Source organism: Acinetobacter chinensis (assembly GCF_002165375.2).
Taxonomy (GTDB): domain Bacteria; phylum Pseudomonadota; class Gammaproteobacteria; order Pseudomonadales; family Moraxellaceae; genus Acinetobacter; species Acinetobacter chinensis.
Map to the genome: position 1 here is coordinate 1 of NZ_CP032127.1, position 18,155 is coordinate 18,155.

Genomic DNA, 18,155 nt, shown 5'->3' on the forward strand with positions numbered 1-18,155 from the left:
TTGGATAAGAATCAAATTGTTAAATCAAATCAAGTTATAGAAGCTTCCTATCAATTAAGTGCTGTAGAACAGCGTATCGTCTTGGCAGCTATTTCACGTATTCCGAAGAGCCAGCCTATTACTGATGATGAGTTATACCCTGTAAGCGTTAGTGAACTACAGCTATTAGGAGTACATGAAAAAACCGCATACAGAGACTTAAAAGAAGGTATTAATAGACTTTATGAAAGATCTATTAATCTTAGTATTGATGATAAATCTATAAAAATGAGGTGGGTACAAGAGATCCAGTTTTTGGATAGTCAAAGTATCATTGGTATTCGTTTTTCAAAACCTATCTTGCCCTTCATATCTAATTTAAGTAGAGAATTTACTAAGTATGCTCTATCAGATATTGCTGGGATCAATAGTGGATATGGTATTCGTATTTATGAATTATTGGTGCAATACAGACAAATAGGTAAGCGTGAAATCTCTGTTGAGAGCTTACGAAGCATGTTGGAGCTTGGCAAAAAATACCCACTATTTGCAGATTTCAAAAAACGGGTAATTGATACTGCTGTAGACCAAATAAATGAATGCAGCCCATTAAGCGTTTCCTATGAGCAGAAAAAAACTGGTCGTAAAGTCACCCATATTCTTTTTTCATTTAAAGAAAAATCAAAAAGCATTAATCAAAATAACGAACAAGATAAGGTTTATAAACTAACAGACGCTCAAATCAATATGTTTGGCAATCAGCTTTCTCGCTTACATGAGCTATCGCATTTAGCAGCTCAAGGAGAAAGCTATGATGTACTGGCATCAAGAATAAAAGAAATGCTTAGAGATCCAATACAACAAAAGCAATTTATTCCTCATCTTAGGAATTTAGGTTTTAAAGGGTGAGGTTTGATTGTGTATGTAGCGGTTGACTGTTTCTTAATGTATCTTAGTTCACATAATAGACAACCTAAATTACAACATGAAATCACTATCTGTTATCGAACTTTCAAACCTCTATGGAATGACTCGTCAAGCCGTTTATAAACAAATAAATAAAGGTAATTTAAGTAAGAATAGCGATGGTAAAATTGATCTTTCTGAAGCTATTCGAGTCTTTGGTGAACCATCTAAACATGTGAACAGTTCACAGACAACCGAAACACGAAAGTTGTCAGAAGTTCACCTGCTTGAACAACAGGTTCACATGCTTCAAAAACAGCTAGAACAGGCTCATGACCGTGAGAAATTTCAACGAGATGAATTAAAAGCTAAGAATGATCAGTTACATGTTAAGGACGAACAAATTGAGGCAATGCAACGTCTATTAGAAGCCCCAAAAACCAATATGACTACGTTTACCGATCAGAAACCTAGCCAGAATATAGCAACGGATCCTCGGCCAGAACCTGAGCTGAAACATGACGGATTGACTACTCTGGAGCAGACTGAAAATAAGCGTATTCCAGTGCCGGAACATGTTGAACTGGAGCAGCCGAAAAGAGGATGGTTAAGCCGGTTTTTCTTACCGAATGGCTAAGGGCATTATTCAAGTGAGCTAATCAAAGTTGTGAAACATTGATCAAAGAATAGGCGTGGAACGTGAAAAATCATAAAAAAAGCCCACCTTGGGGAAGATGAGCTATCAACTAGAAACTACAGCATTGATTTCTAAAGATAATTATAACGCATTTCGTATAAGGTGTATTATGTTAATTTTAGAAAATCTTCACTACTATTATTTTAAAATAAGCCTTATATCCAAGCATAAAACAAGGTTGTCTAGACTTCTTTTAACAGTAAAGTTATCATAAAACTGAATTTTATTTTTTAGGTAAGTTTATGCATTCTATCCGCATTCGTTAAGACACAACTATTTGCATAGTGACACTATTTTATAATGGTGGGCTTTTGTTGTGTCTTTAAGAATATATGCGGATATATAAAGTAAAAGTATGCTTAATTTATAAGTATGCTTTTAGTGCATAGTTTCCAGTTATAACTTAATTGACTAGCTATTTGTCCACCCTGTGGATGAATAGCTTTTTTTTTGGGAGGACACTGTGATGCTAGCTTTTGTTTTCACCTAAATCCTGTTTGCTGCATAAAAAATTTCAAGAGCTAAACAGGAGTAAATAAAAATGAGTTTAATTATTAAAGCGAGAAACATACGCTTGGATTATGCTGGGCGTGATGTTTTGGATATTGATGAATTGGAAATTCACTCTTATGACCGTATTGGTCTTGTGGGTGATAACGGAGCAGGAAAGAGTAGTTTACTCAAAGTACTTAATGGCGAAATTGTTTTAGCCGAAGCGACATTACAGCGTTTTGGTGATTTTGCACATATCAGCCAACTGGGCGGAATCGAAATAGAAACGGTCGAAGACCGGGCAATGTTATCTCGCCTTGGTGTTTCCAATGTACAAAACGACACAATGAGTGGCGGAGAGGAAACTCGTGCAAAAATTGCTGCCGCATTTTCCCAACAAGTACATGGCATTCTAGCGGATGAACCAACCAGCCACCTTGATCTCAATGGAATAGATCTACTTATTGGTCAACTTAAAGCATTTGATGGAGCATTACTTGTTATCAGTCATGACCGATATTTTCTTGATATGGTTGTAGACAAGATATGGGAGTTAAAAGACGGTAAAATTACGGAATATTGGGGTGGTTACTCGGATTACTTGCGTCAAAAAGAAGAAGAGCGACAACACCAAGCCGTAGAATATGAGCTGATGATGAAGGAACGGGAGCGATTAGAATCTGCTGTGCAAGAAAAACGCCAGCAAGCTAATCGATTAGACAATAAGAAAAAAGGAGAAAAATCCAAAAACTCTACCGAAAGTGCTGGACGACTTGGGCATGCAAAAATGACTGGCACCAAGCAAAGAAAACTGTATCAGGCAGCTAAGAGTATGGAAAAGCGTTTGGCTGCATTAGAAGATATTCAAGCACCAGAGCATTTGCGTTCTATTCGTTTTCGTCAAAGTTCAGCCCTAGAACTGCACAATAAGTTCCCGATTACGGCAGATGGTCTGAGCTTAAAATTTGGTAGCCGTACTATCTTTGATGACGCTAACTTTATAATACCGCTTGGCGCTAAAGTCGCTATAACTGGATCGAATGGAACAGGGAAAACGTCCTTGTTAAAAATGATATCAGAACGTGCTGATGGATTAACCATATCTCCAAAAGCTGAAATTGGCTACTTTACACAAACAGGATATAAATTTAACACGCATAAATCTGTGCTCTCCTTTATGCAGGAAGAGTGCGAGTACACAGTTGCGGAAATTCGTGCAGTATTGGCTTCAATGGGGATCGGAGCGAATGATATTCAAAAAAACTTATCCGACTTATCGGGAGGTGAAATCATCAAACTGCTTTTATCCAAAATGCTTTTAGGAAAATATAATATTTTGCTTATGGATGAACCAGGAAACTATCTTGACCTAAAAAGTATTGCCGCATTAGAAACAATGATGAAGTCCTATGCAGGAACTATTATCTTCGTATCTCATGACAAGCAATTGGTCGATAATATTGCTGACATTATCTACGAGATCAAAGACCACAAAATCATCAAGACTTTTGAGAGAGATTGTTAATGATAGCCAATCTAATCCGAACATTAATTATTGAACTCTTTAAAGGAAATTAAAAATGACAATTCAAGATATTCAATCACTTGCTGAAGCACACGGCTTGTTGCTTACGGACAAAATGAATTTCAATGAAATGGGCATTGATTTTAAGGTCGTTTTTGCTCTTGATACAAAGGGGCAACAATGGTTGCTGCGTATTCCTCGTCGTGATGGCATGAGGGAACAAATCAAGAAAGAAAAACGCATTTTAGAATTGGTAAAAAAACATCTTTCTGTAGAGGTTCCTGATTGGAGAATTTCATCTACAGAATTAGTGGCTTATCCCATACTTAAAGATAATCCTGTTTTAAATTTGGATGCTGAAACCTATGAAATAATTTGGAATATGGACAAAGATAGCCCGAAATACATAACATCTTTGGCAAAAACCTTATTTGAAATCCATAGTATTCCTGAAAAAGAAGTTCGGGAAAATGATTTGAAAATTATGAAACCTTCAGATTTAAGACCTGAAATAGCAAACAATTTGCAGTTAGTAAAATCTGAAATTGGTATAAGTGAGCAATTGGAAACCCGCTACAGAAAATGGTTGGATAATGATGTTCTATGGGCAGATTTCACCCAATTTATACATGGCGATTTATATGCTGGGCATGTACTAGCTTCAAAGGATGGAGCTGTTTCAGGCGTTATTGATTGGTCAACAGCCCATATAGATGACCCAGCGATTGATTTTGCTGGGCATGTAACTTTGTTTGGAGAAGAAAGCCTCAAAACTCTAATCATCGAGTATGAAAAACTAGGGGGTAAAGTTTGGAATAAACTATATGAACAGACTTTAGAAAGAGCAGCGGCCTCTCCTTTGATGTATGGTTTATTTGCCTTAGAAACTCAAAATGAAAGCCTTATCGTTGGAGCAAAAGCTCAGTTGGGAGTTATATAATTTAAAAATATGATTGCTGAGAACTGCCTTGTTTTGAAACTTGGTTGGCTTTAATTAGTTTTTAGTATTCTTTATAGAAAATGCCTCGATCAAGGGGCATTTCTAACAATCATTTAACATAAAATTTCTTATGTGAAGTAACCTGTGTAAGCCCCAAGTAGAAATGTCCGGTTTCTCCAAAGTAAAAATGTCCGCTTTTAGAATATGCACTTTTGCAATTTTCTTAGCGGACGGTTTGATATGTTGGTGTCTATGTCGGATAAAGAACTTAAACGATTGTCGGTCTTGCAAGAAATCTGTGATCAACGCATAACCCAGTCCCAAGCTGCTCAGCTACTTCATATTTCAGAACGTCAGATCAGACGTTTATTGCAAAAATACAAAGCTCAAGGCCCAGCTGCATTAGCACATGCTGCACGTGGCCAAATCAGCAATTCCAGGCTTCCTGAAGAGCTCAGACTCAAGTGCCTCAATATTGTTTCGGATCAACTGCATGGTTTCGGACCCACTTTAGCGCATGAAAAGCTCACCACTGTTCATGGATTCGATATTTCAGTGGAAACACTGCGTTCCTGGATGATTGCAGCCGATCTGTGGATTCCTCGCGCCAAGCGCCTGAAACGCCCGTATCAGCCTCGTTATAACCGAGATTGTTATGGTGAACTGATTCAAATCGATGGCTCACACCATGACTGGTTTGAAGGACGCGCTGCTAAGTGCTGTCTGCTGGTATTTATCGATGATGCCACAGGAAAATTACAGCATTTACGTTTCTGTGAGTCGGAATCAGCATTTGACTATATGATTTCAACACGTTTGTATGTTGAGCAGCATGGTAAGCCGTTGGCGTTTTACAGTGATAAACATTCAGTCTTCAGGGTGAATCAAAGCAGCAAGAAAGACACCAAGATTACCCAGTTTGGACGCGTACTCAGTACCCTCAATATCGATATCATCTTCGCCAATTCACCACAAGCCAAAGGCCGTGTAGAACGGGCGAATAGAACGCTTCAGGACCGTCTGATTAAAGAAATGCGCCTGGAAGGCATCTATTCGATTGAGCAAGCGAATGCCTGGCTGCCCTGCTTTATCGAGCAATTTAATCGTAAATTTGCCAATATGGCCTTTAATCCCAAGGATCTACACCGGACTGTCACTGAAACAGCCGAAGAATTAGATGATGTTTTTACCTGGCGTGAACCCCGCAGAGTCACGAACAGCCTGACGATTACTTATGATAAATGCGTATATTTACTGGAAAATACCGAAGAAAATAAAAGGTTGATCGGCAAGTATCTTGAGTTTCTGGAATACCCGGATGGCACGGTAGCCATTGAACATCAAGGAAGAAAAATCAATTACAGCATCTTCGATAAATTAAGTCAGCTCAACCAGCGAGAGGTTGTTGAGAATAAACGTTTAGGTGCTGTTCTCAATCATATTCAACAACAGCACGAAGAATTAGAACAGCAAAACAAACGCAATCGTTCTCAAAAGATGCCGAGCAGACGTGCACAGAAAACAGTAATCAAAGAACGAAATCTGAATCCTGTGCTTGACTTGGAAGTGTCTGTATAGGACATTTCTATTTGGTTATTAGGTAGGACATTTCTACTTAGGAATAACAAACCTGAATGCAGCGGTGCCCCATTGGGGGCGCGTTGAGATAAGCCTCTTTTAGATAACTTTAGCAACTCGATAGACAGTTGCAACTCCACAATTCACTGCTTTGGCAATTTCTTCCTTAGTCATATTGCCAACTACTAGCAATTCTTTTATTCGTTTATGTTTAGCCTCATTTGCCTTCTTGCCTGTTGGTTTGTAACCCGAACGTGCCAGGCCCTGCTTAATACGTTCTATACGTTTCTCATTGTCTAGGCGGGCCATTGTTGCCAGAAGATCAATCAACATATTGTTGATGAGTTCCAAGATTGAATGAGTAATGCTGTCACTGGTTTGAATCATTTGGTAGGTAGTAGGAAGATCTGCTACGACTAAACGAAGTCCCTTCTCCTGGATCCTGCGCTTCAGCTCTTGAAAATCTCGTTGGGTTAGGCGTGATAAGCGGTCAATACTTTCAACTAACAATGTGTCACCTTGATTTGCTTCTGACAGTAGCTTATTCAATTCAGGTCGGTCTAACTTCGTACCACTATAGTTTTCCACGTACACAATGGTTTCACCCAAATTCAAGTTTTGGTTTAGATCCTGAAGAATCTGCAAAGCCCTTTCTGCATCTTGATCTTTAGTTGAAGCTCGTAGATAAATACGTGTATTCATTTCTATCATTTAATCTTAATTCTATTAGATTAATGATAATACTATCATTTAATTATTGCATTAAGTCTAATGATAGATATTGTATGCGATTTGGCTCGCTATCATTCAGGTATAGTCTTTTGATAAAAAAAGCATGACTAAAAGCCATGCCTTGGGAATTCGTATAACGTGTATTATGTTAATTTTAGATAAACTATAGAATCCATTAGTTTTTAAACCAATAAATTAAATATTTTATGGAACTCCAGAATATTTATTCAGGCGATACTTAAGCAATAAGGGTAGGGTGATTACATAAAGTATTGCAGCTAATGCCCATACCATTCCAGGAGCTGATGCCTGAGTCATAAAATAGAGGCTAGTAACTAATACAGGACCAATTATAGCCCCCAGACTATTAAAACTGCTTAATAGCCCTTGTAATTCACCTTGTCTTTCATCACTAATACCTCTGGACATCATTGCTTGCAAAGCAGGAACGGCTACTCCACCAAGGGCAAACAATGGTAACAACGCAAAAGGCACCCATTCTTCAACAGCAATAGATAAAAGAAGTAAACCAATTGCATCGCAAGCTATTCCACATAACAACGTATTTTTCTCTCCAAACCTCTTTACCATAGGGGCGATAGCAAAAGCCTGTGCAATAGAATGGCATATTCCATAACTAGCAAGGGAAACACCTGCAATAAATATACTCCAGCCATAACGATCCTGCCCATAGATAACCCATAAAGTTGCGGGGACTTGTGAAACCAATGTGATAATTAAAAAGATACCAAGCAATGGAGCCATATTAGGTTGAGTGATCAAATAGGATAATTTCTTTAATATTGATTGCTCCTGAACCTTCTCAGTCATTTTATTGCTGTGTTTTGATTCTTTTAATAAGACTGCTGTCATTATTAAATTAATCCCATTCATAAAAGCAGCAGCAAAGAACGGTGCATGTAAGTTCCATTCACCCAAAACTCCACCTATTACCGGACCCGCTATAAACCCAATACCAAAGACAGCTCCAAGGAGACCAAACCTTTTTGCACGCTCATGGGCTGGAGTAATATCTGAAACATAAGCTGTTGCAACAGCCATGTTGGCACCTGTAATTCCCGCAAAAATACGACCAATATATAGCCACAATAGAGAAGGAGCAGCAGCCATTAGGAGATAATCAGCCGTTGCACCAGCAATTGAAATAATTAATACAGGTCGACGTCCAAATCGGTCACTCAACGCTCCAAGGATAGGTGCAAAAATGAACTGCATCAGAGCATACACAGCTAATAAAGCACCATAGTGAACACCGCCTGCTTCAGCTCCAGCCAATGACCGTAATAATTCAGGCAAGATCGGCATAATTAAACCAATCCCAACAGCATCCAGAAATATAGTGATTAAAATCACGCTCAATGATTTCTTCACAAATGCCTTCTCTAGCAATGATAGAATTAATATTCTCTCACACACTCCCTATCAGTGATAGATTTATGAGTAAAAAAGATATTGCACCTCAACGTCTGACACGTGAAATAGTCCTGCGTACCGCATTGGATATGTTGAATGAAGAAGGCATAGATTCAATAACCACACGCAAGCTAGCTCAACGATTGGGTATTAAATCTCCAACTCTATATTGGCATTTCAAGAATAAATCCTTGTTAATGGAAGCAATGGCGGAAACCATTATAAATGAACACCATTTAGTTTCTTTACCCATCGATGGGATGACATGGCAAGATTGGTTGCTCGCTAATTCTGTAAGCTTTCGTCGAGCACTACTAGCTTACCGTGATGGTGCTCGTCTACATGCAAGAACTAGCCCCAGTCAAGGACATTTCAACACGATTGAGGCCCAAGTTGCGCTGTTATCTCATGCTGGGTTTTCTCCTGTTGAAGCAGTTGCATTACTTATGACATTAGGAAGGTTTATTGTTGGGTGGGTCCTTGAGGAGCAGCAAGAAGAAATAAGATCAGACCCACCATTCGAAGCCGATCCAACTATATATCCACTCATGCTCCAAGGAGTGAATACCTTACAAAATATGAATGCGGATGACATTTTTGAAAATGGGATTCGTATGGTGATTATCGGTGCTGAAAGACAACTTGATATTAAAATGCAAACTTAACTCTATACTGCTTTAAGCAACTGTTCTATTTAGTAATAAAGCTTTTATCCTTAATTATTTAACATAATAGAGGTGGTCCCACTTGTTTGAACAACTAAAAGCGTATTTATAAGTGATATTCCGCTCTAGTTAAGCCACCTTGTTTTGTTGGGGTAGCTGATCATAGTAAAACTCATTTGGTGTCATTTTGTCTAGACTCGAATGAGGTCGTTTCAAATTATAAAACTCAAAATATGCACTTAATTGCTTTTTCGCATCTGTGACACTGCTATAAGCTTTGAGATACACCTCTTCATATTTAACGCTCCGCCATAATCGTTCAACCATCACATTATCTACCCATCGACCTTTACCATCCATACTGATTTGAATGCCATTTGATTTCAATACATCAATAAATGCATCACTGGTAAACTGGCTGCCTTGGTCTGTATTAAATATTTCAGGTCGACCATATTTTTCAATCGCTTCATTTAAAGCCGAAATACAAAAATCCACCTCCATACTAATCGATACCCTATGCGCAAGTACCTTGCGGCTATGCCAATCAATCACAGCACATAAATAAACAAAGCCTTTTGCCATAGGGATATACGTTATATCCGTAGACCACACTTGATTACTGCGCTGAATAGCCAACCCTTTGAGCAGATATGGATATTTACGGTGAGCTTGATTAGCCTGGCTTAAATTTGGTTTGCAATATAACGCCTGAATACCCATTTTCTTCATTAAAGTACGTGTATGACGTCGTCCTATATGATGTCCTTGACGATTCAACAAATCACGCATCATACGACTGCCTGCAAAAGGATATTGCATATGTAATTCATCAATACATCGCATCAGCTTCAGATCTGATGCACTCACAGGTTTTGGGCGATAGTAATAACAACCACGGGAGACTTTCAGCAGCTTAGCTTGCTTAGATACTGAAATCTGAAGTGAGTCGTCGATTAACTTTTGTGGTTGAAGCGGCCCAGTTTCTTCAACACACCTTCTAAAAAATCAATTTCTAATGCCTGCTCACCGATTTTTGCATGTAGTTTTTTTAGATCGATGGGTGGTTCTGTTGGAGCTTTTGATTGATCGAAAGCTTGCGAGGAAGCTGAGATCAATTGATTTTTCCAGTCAATAATTTGGTTTTGATGAACATCAAACTCAGCACTCAATTCAGCAAGTGTTTTTTCTGCTTTAATCGCAGCAAGTGCTACCTTAGCTTTAAAATCATTTGAATGATTTCTTCTTGGTCTACGTGCCATAAAATACTCCATATATTGATGTTTATAACATCATTTGAGGAGCAGAATATCACTTATAGGAGTTGTTCAAATTTACGGATCCATCTCTTAATAGAGCTTATACGAAACGTGTTTTTAATATTACTTTAAGATCAGTATCTTATCGTTATTCATACCCTCTGGAACGTTCTCGTTCAACCGACTTGGAAACAAGTCGGTTTCTTTTTAAGCAAAACTGTAACTTTTAGCCAATAAAATTGATCAAAAAACATTCGTTTTTACATTTTTTCCTGATTTCTCAAGGGTCACAGTTCAGAAATAATCCCCAATTTCTGCGGACAACTCTTGGGATAAAAAGTGACCAAACTTGTACGTTTTGGCGCACATTCATTCAGGTGCTTTGCGTCTATGCCATTCTTCATCAATTTCTTATCATGGGGACATAGAGAGCAGGATGCTCCAGATAAGAATAATAAGATCAGATACAAGGAATGTGAGGTACGACAGGAGTTATACCTAAGCATCAAATACGAAAAACCCCGACAGGATGTCGGGGTTTTTTATTGTCCGAATGTTCTCGAAAAATCAGTATTATGCTCATTTTAGAAAAATTAAATGTTCTAAGCTATGCCACCTTATTGCTATTAACCAATACGTTAATACCAACAAATATGGTTAAGACTGATTGCAAGAAACTTGCAATAAATAATCCAACGAAAAACTTCAATAAAATTGACAAATTAATAGCTTCTGTTTTAGCAAAACCAAGTATTGATAGAAAGCCGGCCAAAGATAGGTAGATAAGACACGATACCCATAAACAAGCAAAAGCTACTCCGAACTTTCTACGGTAGTTATTAACTCCTGGCTTAGATAGTCCGTATACCAACGTTACAATCATTGCTACGATTCCAAACATTGCTATTGAGTAACTCAATAGCGCAGTTGCAAGATCTTTGGAATTTTTATAGAAGCTAAAAGTAAAAAAGTTATTGAGATAGTGGAAATAGGCACACTCTATCAGAAGCCCAATTAGCGGGGTTGTAAAGATAAGCAATACGATCATCCATCTGTTCTGGGACTTCTTGTTCATACTCTTCAACCTTATCTTTTAGCTCTACATTATTCTCAATTTTTTCCTTTATCTCATCGAAAACCTTACTTTCTTCAGTGCTTTTAATCTCGTCATATAGTGCACCAGCACTATGGATATAAAAATCTTTTACATTATCTTCAAGATTTTGTTTTCCTCGTAAAATAATGCCTTTGATACCATCATCCTCCATAGATACCAATGTTTTTTTAATAGTGTCAGTTAAAGATTTCCTTGATGCCGGCTTAATAATGATTTCAAAACTTTCAATAACTTCTAGATCATTAGGATTAGTCGATCCTAAGAAAAATTCTTTAAATGATTCCCCTAGACTACTATCTTTACGAACTAAAAACCGTGTAGTTCCAATAAATGGTAGTGTCATAGCCTGATTCTTTGTAATTTCAGTTTTCAAAGGATGAACAACAAAACTAATATCCTGAATTCTGAGCATAACAAGTAAGTTATTTATATACATTTGGAATGCTGTAAACTTTGGAGAAAGTACTCTTGATGCAAATCCAAATACTCTTAGTGTTGGATGAAAATACACATACGATGCAAACCCTAAACTCTCATCTTTACTTAATAAAGACTGAATCTCATAAGCCTTAATTTCATCGTCTTTCTTCTCAATTCTTTTAATAATTTCTCTATCTTTAGTCTGTACAAATAAATAAAAGCTATTTACGACAGGAAGTAAATATAGGTTTTCGCCAGAATGTCGGTTTTGCTTAGCGAATGGTAAAGCTTCATTCGAAGTTGATGATTTAATAAAATCATTGATCTCCATTCTAAATTGGCTTTTATCTTCAAATTTTTCAAAACAATAAGTAAAGTAGTTAAGTTTCAAGTGTTAATCCCCTCATTAATCAAAACATAATATCTTAAATATCAACTAAAAGTGCTCACCTTTAAGGGCGTGTAAAGAACCTAGTTCTTATATTATTTCCACATATCAATCTTAGTCTGGTACAGCTCCACAAATGTTAGCTGTCTCACGACAAATTTTTTCATAAGTTTTACTTTCAAAAAAAACTTGCAATCATATGCATTCATTATCAATATATCATTTTGTCCTAGGACAGCGGACACTGTGAATTAAAATGCTTAAGTCTCAAGATATTCTTGTTTTAGTAAAGTTGCTATCTATTCAAAATGGATTACGTACATCGTCAAACTTCAGTAGGACCTATAGCAACGATTACTCGGACTTCTATTTAAAAAGATCTCTTAGCCATCTGTTGTCAGTTAGAGGACTGGCCGAATCTATTGTTATGGGTAAAAGTGAAGTATCAGAATGCATTAAACGATTAGTAAAAGTTGGCCTACTAGTTATTCACAATCAAAACTTTTCTCAAAGATTGGACTTAGCTAGTCTGGATTGGGATATTAATAAAAGGGGATTTTTCCATTTAGTCATTTATAGTTTTCAATATTTTTTCCCAGCAGAACTAAAATCAATGGATTTTGGGCTTCCTACAGCATTTTCTAAAGAAGGTCTAAATTCTCTCTTAGCATATAGCTCTCCAGTACCTTATATTTGGCCAATACAAACCTATAAATCTATTTCAGGCATAGCAGTTGAACCTATGCATAAATCAATACCATATGCAGCAATTAATGATGAATATCTCTATGAAATATTTGCAATAATTGATATTTTTAGAATGGGTTCTCCTAGAGAGAAACATATCGCAGAAAAACTATTTTTAGACATTTTAGGCTTGTAAAACGAATGAACTCACCATTAATTATAATGCTAGAAAAAGTAGCAAATGCCCTAACTCAAGATCTTAGGCAGGAAATGGTATTCATTGGTGGATGTACTACTAGTCTACTGTTAGATCCTGAAAATCATTCATTAGCTACAAGATACACATATGATGTGGATCTAATTGTAGATATAACAACTCATGCAGAATGGTATTCACTAGAAGAGAAGATTCGGAAATTAGGTTTCGTGAATGATCAAAATGATAATATTTTATGTCGCTATAGATTAGGGAATGACTTGATTGTTGACTTTATGCCTACAGATTCAAATATCTTAGGTTTTAGTAACTATTGGTATGAACAAGCTATTACTCACAAGATTACGTATTGTCTACCAAATAAAACTGAAATAAACATACTCGAATCCCCATATTTTTTGGCTACAAAATTTGAAGCTTACAAAGGTCGAGGAAATAATGACCCCTTAATGAGTAAAGATATAGAAGATATTTTAACTGTATGTATGGGTCGAAGCTCTCTAGTTGAAGAAATATACTCTAGCCCTCAAGAGTTAAGAGATTATCTCTCTAATGTACTATTAGAGTTACACCATCATTCAGAATTTGAAATTGTCTTAGATGATCAATGTCGATATGGTTCAAAAGAAAGAGTTAGGCAAGTTATAAACGCAATAATCAAACAATGGAATAAAGCTTTCTAATGATTTTTTTCCATTTTACTCATAATCAATGCCTTCCTAACAAACATGGAATAGATGGAACCGGTGAACTTAAATCTAATCCGCTTTTAGAACTTTGCTATGTAATTGATGGACATAGTAAACATCCCAATAGCGCTATTCTGGTATCTAATTTCCATAAATTTATTCTGGAAAAAAAAGAAGAATTTACAGATTTAATAAATGAAGATGAGGTAATTAGAGAATTCCTTGAAAGAGTAATTAAAGAATTTCACAAATCTCAATATAGACAGCTCATCCCAGCAGCCATGAGTATCTGCCTAATCATTTTTAGTCCCCAAAAGGTCTACAGTGTGCATCTAGGAGACTGCCGTTTAGGTCTAATTTTTGAAAAAAAGTTAGAGTGGTTAACTTATCCACATAATTTAACAATGTGCCGGATTATAGATATTGAAACTTTAGACTTAGAAGAAACATTAAGATCTTCAGCTGATAATCATATTGTAACTAATTCTTTAAATACTAAACGCCTAAAAAAAATTGAAATAAATGTATTTAATAGAAAAAAAGGAACATATCTTTTAGCAACAGATGGTTTATGGAAATTAGAGGTTCATAAAATTCTATCAACTGTAAAAAATAAAGAAAACTATAATGAAATTGATGATTTAGCTTTCATTATAGCTAATGACTAGTTCTTCATTTAACATAAAAAAATCTCTTATGCGAAGCTTGCTTGTTAAAAACCATTTGTGAAGATCTGTATCAAGATTATTGAGAGTATCTATAAAAAATGATGATGTAGCTATCAAGTCAACCAACTATCTTTGGACATTTAGTTTTCGAATATTATAGGCGGATAAAAATGAGTTTTATGGAACAAATAGAAGAATCTCCAGCTAAACTGATAGCGATAGCTTTGACGGTAAATTTAATCCTTTTATCATGGATTTTGGATGGCTTCCTCCAAACAAATTTGATTGCATTTAGTCTTCATCACCCTGATGGAGATATTTTAATATTCACAATAATAGTACTGCTTCTTCTTACTTATATGATTAGTGGTAAATCAGGGCTATTAATGAAATTTTTTTCATTTTTTGACTAATTGTAATCATGCTTATTCACCATTAAATAAACAATCCAATTGTTTTTCTTATGTTTTTTTAACTTTCGTCGAGTCTTAATAATAAAATATTAAACTTTCAAAAGACAAGAGTGGCTTACCAGTCATGGACCTGTAGACCATAAAAGATATGGCGAGCTAAATACATTATTCCAAAACTTATGTGAAATATAGCGGTTCTATTGCATAGGAAACTGAGGTCTAATACCCCATCCCTTCTCACATGATCCACTTTAACAGCTCAAGATTTATGGGACTTTATTAAAATCCCTATAGAATAAAAAATATGGGAGTAAAAACTCCCATATTTTTTAAAATTCTGCTTTTGAATCGGCTATCACATATGGCTTCCATTTAGGACTAGTACAGTTAAACTTTGGATCCTGATAGTGTGGAGGAAATTTATTATCTTTATCATGATCATTGACAGCGACTTCACGCTTACATTGAGTACATCGATAGATTCCTGAATGTGGAACTTTAGATCCAGCAGAAAAAATTTGATTAAAAAAGGCATCATTACTATTGGTAGAAAACTCATTTAAGGTTTTACGTTCAACTAAAGACATTTTAACTATTCCAAATTGATTAAATCTGATCAGAATATCAACAATTTAACTCATAAACACATTCAAAAATGATAACTGCGACACACTTTGTCGTTAAGAATCACCTGTCTTCAGTTAAATGTAAAATCACTTATTTTAACTTACCAATACAATCTAATATTTCCTTTAATTGCTCAGGATCATTTTCTTCTAACTTTTTAAAAACCTCCTCTAAAGCTATTTCAAGTAGTTGATTTAATAACTTATTTCTTGTTGGATTACCGAGGTGGGCTTTCAATGCCTCTACCTTTTCAAAGTTCCATTGATATATACGAAATGGTACTTGATGAGTTACCCCTAAAGTCTCCGTGTTATATGTCCTAGCTTTAATTTGTGACACCAAAATATCTAACTCTTTCGGGTCATTTTCCCCCTTAACATAAAGTCTATTTAACATTTCATCACCAATGAATTTGATATATAAAAATGATATAGTTTTTAATATCAAAAATACAAGTGAGTTTTAAAATGGGACAAGCAAAAAATCGGGGCTCTCTGGAAGAAAGAGTTAAAAATGCTAAAAAATTTAGAAAAGAAGCTATCTTAAGTGAACTTAAAAAAATCGTAGAGGGGCATTATCAACACGTACCAGATCAATTTTCACATCGCCAGAACTATTTAGATGGATGTGTAATTGCAATGGATATTAAAGAAGCAATGGACATCGTCTTAGACGATGGCGATATTGGTATCATTGAAGATGGTTGCCCAAAACCAGAATATATATTAGGACTATTTGAAGTTGCTTTAGATAACTACGGTCTCGATGATAATGAGAATATTCAGGAATGTGCAGCTTGGGTTGATGAAGACATAAGTATGAATACTACGTTCTTTAGATTTAAAGATGCATCAGAGTTTAATCAATTAGAAGATGTTCTAAAGGCCGTTAATAAATTTTCATTTTGGTTGCCAACTTATATCATGCTAAACGGCACTTGGTATGATACTTACGAAATTGGTGCTGTAGATGAAAATGGAAATACTATAGGCTCCAGGTTTTAATTGATTTATAAAGCCCAGGTTAATCCTGGGCTTTTTGTTCAATCTGATCATTAGCCTCAAACATGCCAGGATTGGTAATCTGGATATTGTCCTGACAATTTCCGCAAAGCATCAGCCCTGCAAAAAGCTGTACGTTTTCCCTTGAATCACAGAAAGCACATGGTTTAGAAAGTTGAATAATATTACTCATGATTTTTTCCTTTCAGATAGCTAGCCTTGGCATGACTTCTTCCTTTAGCCTGCATTCCTCGAATCTCATATTTCTCTGTTTGTAGCTTCATAAGAATGCCTATTTGAAACATGTATATTTCCCCTAAATCTCCTAATAAATTTTCATTCAAAGAATTAGCTTGAGTAAATTGATCCAATGATCGATTAATATCTTTTTCAAAATCATTCACCAGTGTTTCAATCCGACTGACTTGTCGCTCAATGCTGGCCATCTGTAAATTATTGGTCAGAAGATCCCGCAGATAAGTCCCTAATTTATCGCCCTTCAACTGAGCCAAACGCTCATATTCTTGTGCAACCTGATTGTCTAATCTGACGGCAACGGTTCGAGTACTGTTCATGAAAAACTCCTATCATTTGTTTTCAATCTAAGCATCTAATTTCTAAAAAGTAACTATCAAATATAAGTAAACACTGTATTAAGTTTTAATGATTACAGGTTAAATATCTAATATAAAAAGAGAAATTCATATAAAAGCGTAAACAAAGCTGATTACAGGCTATCCTATTGTTTTGTAAGTAAATATTGCACTTTATCTGCAACAAAAAGTGTTTACAGCTAAACCTATGAAAAATAATAAAAATCATGATAAAAGCGTAAACGCTTTCCAGACATATAAAAAACCGCTGTATCCCTTATATTATAAGGCTTTGGGGCCTTTATCTTTAGATGCGTGGTGTGTGAACCAAAAATTTCCGGTATGTACCGGCTCCCAATCCATTTAATTGACTTAATTGACAGTAAAGATAGTGCTTGGCCAAAAGAGATCCTGACTATTGTGTTTCTAAGAGAAAAATCTATAAGCGCAAACTCTAGCCTACAGATCAAAAATAAAACCCAAGTTAAAACGCTCTCACATGCGATTTCAGCCACATTTTTACTTAAGACATAGAATCCACTATTGAAATGAGTAATCAGGTCAAAAAACGCAAATGAGCGCCAAATAGAGGATATTTTTATTCTAATCGGGATGAATAGAGCGAGTGTCTACGAGCGAAGCACCAAAATTCGCACCTAGACTCTCTGAAAAACAGCTTTTTAGGCTTCACAGCCTAAATAAGCGTAAATCACATGCAGAAAATTGAGTCTAGATCGAGCGTAGCGAGTAAAAAAGCTTTATGAGCGAAGCGAATTCCGAGTTACTTTTGCTCTTGCCTTTGCTTTTTCTCAAAGTCACAACAGAATGATCTAAAAAATTGCCCCACGAATCGAGCGAAAGCGAGATTCAATAGAGTTTGAGCGTAGCGAAAACCAAGGGCAATTTTTTCAAACGTATTTTTAATTATTTTATATCTTTTAAATCTTTTCATTGAGCTGTATCCCTTATGGAGCAAGCCTTTCAACGTTTAACTATGACGGATTGACTACTAACTATGACGGATTGACTACTAACTATGACGGATTGACTACTTAACTATGACGGATTGACTACCAAATATGACAAGTATATAGTTGTCATATATAAAAGAAAATTAATGGTTTTATT

At 35.9% G+C, this 18,155-nt stretch carries 19 protein-coding genes; 11 read left to right on the forward strand and 8 right to left on the reverse strand.

Going from position 1 to position 18,155, the window contains the following annotated elements; genetic code table 11:
• The 5 genes from repM (at window position 1) to CDG60_RS00030 (ending at window position 6,117) form a co-directional block, all read left to right on the forward strand.
• Complete coding sequence (repM, locus tag CDG60_RS00005) at window positions 1-888, forward strand: replication initiation protein RepM (RefSeq protein ID WP_087514419.1); 888 nt, start codon at window positions 1-3, stop codon at window positions 886-888.
• 76 nt (window positions 889-964) lie between these two features.
• Entirely contained in the window at window positions 965-1,522 is a 558-nt protein-coding gene (locus CDG60_RS00010; RefSeq protein WP_087514420.1) for a plasmid replication DNA-binding protein, read from the forward strand.
• A gap of 601 nt (window positions 1,523-2,123) precedes the next feature.
• Complete coding sequence (msr(E), locus tag CDG60_RS00015) at window positions 2,124-3,599, forward strand: ABC-F type ribosomal protection protein Msr(E) (protein WP_000052512.1); 1,476 nt, start codon at window positions 2,124-2,126, stop codon at window positions 3,597-3,599.
• A gap of 55 nt (window positions 3,600-3,654) precedes the next feature.
• Complete coding sequence (locus CDG60_RS00020; RefSeq protein ID WP_000155092.1) at window positions 3,655-4,539, forward strand: Mph(E) family macrolide 2'-phosphotransferase; 885 nt, start codon at window positions 3,655-3,657, stop codon at window positions 4,537-4,539.
• A gap of 252 nt (window positions 4,540-4,791) precedes the next feature.
• On the forward strand, window positions 4,792-6,117 hold the full coding sequence (locus tag CDG60_RS00030; protein ID WP_079393426.1) for an ISNCY family transposase: 1,326 nt from the start codon (window positions 4,792-4,794) through the stop codon (window positions 6,115-6,117).
• A gap of 99 nt (window positions 6,118-6,216) precedes the next feature.
• Here the strand turns inward: CDG60_RS00030 and CDG60_RS00035 are convergent, their stop codons facing one another.
• Window positions 6,217-6,828: a recombinase family protein gene (locus CDG60_RS00035; RefSeq protein ID WP_015060246.1), complete on the reverse strand. Its 612-nt coding sequence runs from the start codon at window positions 6,826-6,828 to the stop codon at window positions 6,217-6,219.
• A 225-nt stretch (window positions 6,829-7,053) separates the two neighbouring features.
• Window positions 7,054-8,241, reverse strand: a complete 1,188-nt coding sequence (tet(39), locus tag CDG60_RS00040) for a tetracycline efflux MFS transporter Tet(39) (protein ID WP_004856455.1) — start codon at window positions 8,239-8,241, stop codon at window positions 7,054-7,056.
• Between the two features lie 65 nt (window positions 8,242-8,306).
• Between tet(39) and CDG60_RS00045 the strand changes: the two genes are divergently transcribed.
• Complete coding sequence (locus CDG60_RS00045; protein ID WP_004787586.1) at window positions 8,307-8,948, forward strand: TetR/AcrR family transcriptional regulator C-terminal domain-containing protein; 642 nt, start codon at window positions 8,307-8,309, stop codon at window positions 8,946-8,948.
• A 129-nt stretch (window positions 8,949-9,077) separates the two neighbouring features.
• Here the strand turns inward: CDG60_RS00045 and CDG60_RS00050 are convergent.
• Window positions 9,078-10,210 (reverse strand): IS3-like element ISAba14 family transposase gene (locus tag CDG60_RS00050; RefSeq protein WP_223155595.1). Its coding sequence is split into 2 segments (ribosomal slippage): window positions 9,078-9,958 and window positions 9,958-10,210, totalling 1,134 coding nucleotides; the frame shifts between segments, so codons are not numbered across the junction.
• A gap of 968 nt (window positions 10,211-11,178) precedes the next feature.
• Window positions 11,179-12,135: a RexA family antiphage protein gene (locus CDG60_RS00065; protein ID WP_160116940.1), complete on the reverse strand. Its 957-nt coding sequence runs from the start codon at window positions 12,133-12,135 to the stop codon at window positions 11,179-11,181.
• A gap of 424 nt (window positions 12,136-12,559) precedes the next feature.
• Between CDG60_RS00065 and CDG60_RS00070 the strand changes: the two genes are divergently transcribed.
• The 4 genes from CDG60_RS00070 to CDG60_RS00085 all read left to right on the forward strand — a co-directional run bounded on the left by CDG60_RS00070 (window position 12,560) and on the right by CDG60_RS00085 (window position 14,806).
• Window positions 12,560-13,015 (forward strand): MarR family transcriptional regulator, encoded by a 456-nt coding sequence (locus tag CDG60_RS00070; protein ID WP_227542858.1) that lies wholly within the window; start codon window positions 12,560-12,562, stop codon window positions 13,013-13,015.
• A 5-nt stretch (window positions 13,016-13,020) separates the two neighbouring features.
• On the forward strand, window positions 13,021-13,719 hold the full coding sequence (locus tag CDG60_RS00075; RefSeq protein ID WP_087514413.1) for a hypothetical protein: 699 nt from the start codon (window positions 13,021-13,023) through the stop codon (window positions 13,717-13,719).
• A complete protein-coding gene (locus tag CDG60_RS00080; RefSeq protein ID WP_087514414.1) occupies window positions 13,719-14,393 on the forward strand; it encodes a PP2C family serine/threonine-protein phosphatase in 675 nt (224 codons plus the stop codon). Before CDG60_RS00075 ends, CDG60_RS00080 begins: the two co-directional genes overlap by 1 nt.
• A 170-nt stretch (window positions 14,394-14,563) precedes the next feature.
• Window positions 14,564-14,806, forward strand: a complete 243-nt coding sequence (locus CDG60_RS00085) for a hypothetical protein (protein WP_087514415.1) — start codon at window positions 14,564-14,566, stop codon at window positions 14,804-14,806.
• Between the two features lie 329 nt (window positions 14,807-15,135).
• Here the strand turns inward: CDG60_RS00085 and CDG60_RS00095 are convergent, their stop codons facing one another.
• Both CDG60_RS00095 and CDG60_RS00100 read right to left on the reverse strand, forming a co-directional pair.
• Window positions 15,136-15,393: a hypothetical protein gene (locus CDG60_RS00095; protein ID WP_017397139.1), complete on the reverse strand. Its 258-nt coding sequence runs from the start codon at window positions 15,391-15,393 to the stop codon at window positions 15,136-15,138.
• A gap of 130 nt (window positions 15,394-15,523) precedes the next feature.
• Window positions 15,524-15,829 carry a hypothetical protein gene (locus CDG60_RS00100; protein WP_087514416.1) on the reverse strand — a complete coding sequence of 102 codons (306 nt, stop codon included), beginning with the start codon at window positions 15,827-15,829 and terminating at the stop codon, window positions 15,524-15,526.
• Window positions 15,830-15,900: 71 nt separating this feature from the next.
• On the opposite strand from CDG60_RS00100, the gene CDG60_RS00105 reads away from it, so the two are divergent.
• Window positions 15,901-16,437 (forward strand): hypothetical protein, encoded by a 537-nt coding sequence (locus CDG60_RS00105; RefSeq protein ID WP_087514417.1) that lies wholly within the window; start codon window positions 15,901-15,903, stop codon window positions 16,435-16,437.
• A gap of 19 nt (window positions 16,438-16,456) precedes the next feature.
• Here CDG60_RS00105 and CDG60_RS18250 read toward each other — a convergent pair whose 3' ends face one another.
• The gene (locus tag CDG60_RS18250) at window positions 16,457-16,627 is read right to left on the reverse strand and encodes a hypothetical protein (RefSeq protein ID WP_171405417.1); all 171 of its coding nucleotides are present in this window, start codon (window positions 16,625-16,627) and stop codon (window positions 16,457-16,459) included.
• The gene (locus CDG60_RS00110; RefSeq protein ID WP_087514418.1) at window positions 16,620-17,009 is read right to left on the reverse strand and encodes a hypothetical protein; all 390 of its coding nucleotides are present in this window, start codon (window positions 17,007-17,009) and stop codon (window positions 16,620-16,622) included. The genes CDG60_RS18250 and CDG60_RS00110 overlap by 8 nt, the downstream gene beginning before the upstream one ends.
• Window positions 17,010-18,155 lie beyond the last annotated feature (1,146 nt).

Coding starts and splice junctions, on each gene's coding strand:
- CDG60_RS00030 (WP_079393426.1), top strand. CDS start 4,792: ATGTCGGATAAAGAACTTAAACGATTGTCGGTCTTGCAAGAAATCTGT.
- CDG60_RS00070 (WP_227542858.1), top strand. CDS start 12,560: ATGGGTAAAAGTGAAGTATCAGAATGCATTAAACGATTAGTAAAAGTT.
- CDG60_RS00080 (WP_087514414.1), top strand. CDS start 13,719: ATGATTTTTTTCCATTTTACTCATAATCAATGCCTTCCTAACAAACAT.
- CDG60_RS00095 (WP_017397139.1), bottom strand. CDS start 15,393: ATGTCTTTAGTTGAACGTAAAACCTTAAATGAGTTTTCTACCAATAGT.
- CDG60_RS18250 (WP_171405417.1), bottom strand. CDS start 16,627: ATGAGTAATATTATTCAACTTTCTAAACCATGTGCTTTCTGTGATTCA.
- CDG60_RS00105 (WP_087514417.1), top strand. CDS start 15,901: ATGGGACAAGCAAAAAATCGGGGCTCTCTGGAAGAAAGAGTTAAAAAT.
- CDG60_RS00110 (WP_087514418.1), bottom strand. CDS start 17,009: ATGAACAGTACTCGAACCGTTGCCGTCAGATTAGACAATCAGGTTGCA.
- CDG60_RS00035 (WP_015060246.1), bottom strand. CDS start 6,828: ATGATAGAAATGAATACACGTATTTATCTACGAGCTTCAACTAAAGAT.
- CDG60_RS00045 (WP_004787586.1), top strand. CDS start 8,307: ATGAGTAAAAAAGATATTGCACCTCAACGTCTGACACGTGAAATAGTC.
- CDG60_RS00020 (WP_000155092.1), top strand. CDS start 3,655: ATGACAATTCAAGATATTCAATCACTTGCTGAAGCACACGGCTTGTTG.
- CDG60_RS00100 (WP_087514416.1), bottom strand. CDS start 15,829: ATGTTAAATAGACTTTATGTTAAGGGGGAAAATGACCCGAAAGAGTTA.
- CDG60_RS00010 (WP_087514420.1), top strand. CDS start 965: ATGAAATCACTATCTGTTATCGAACTTTCAAACCTCTATGGAATGACT.
- CDG60_RS00085 (WP_087514415.1), top strand. CDS start 14,564: ATGAGTTTTATGGAACAAATAGAAGAATCTCCAGCTAAACTGATAGCG.
- CDG60_RS00075 (WP_087514413.1), top strand. CDS start 13,021: ATGAACTCACCATTAATTATAATGCTAGAAAAAGTAGCAAATGCCCTA.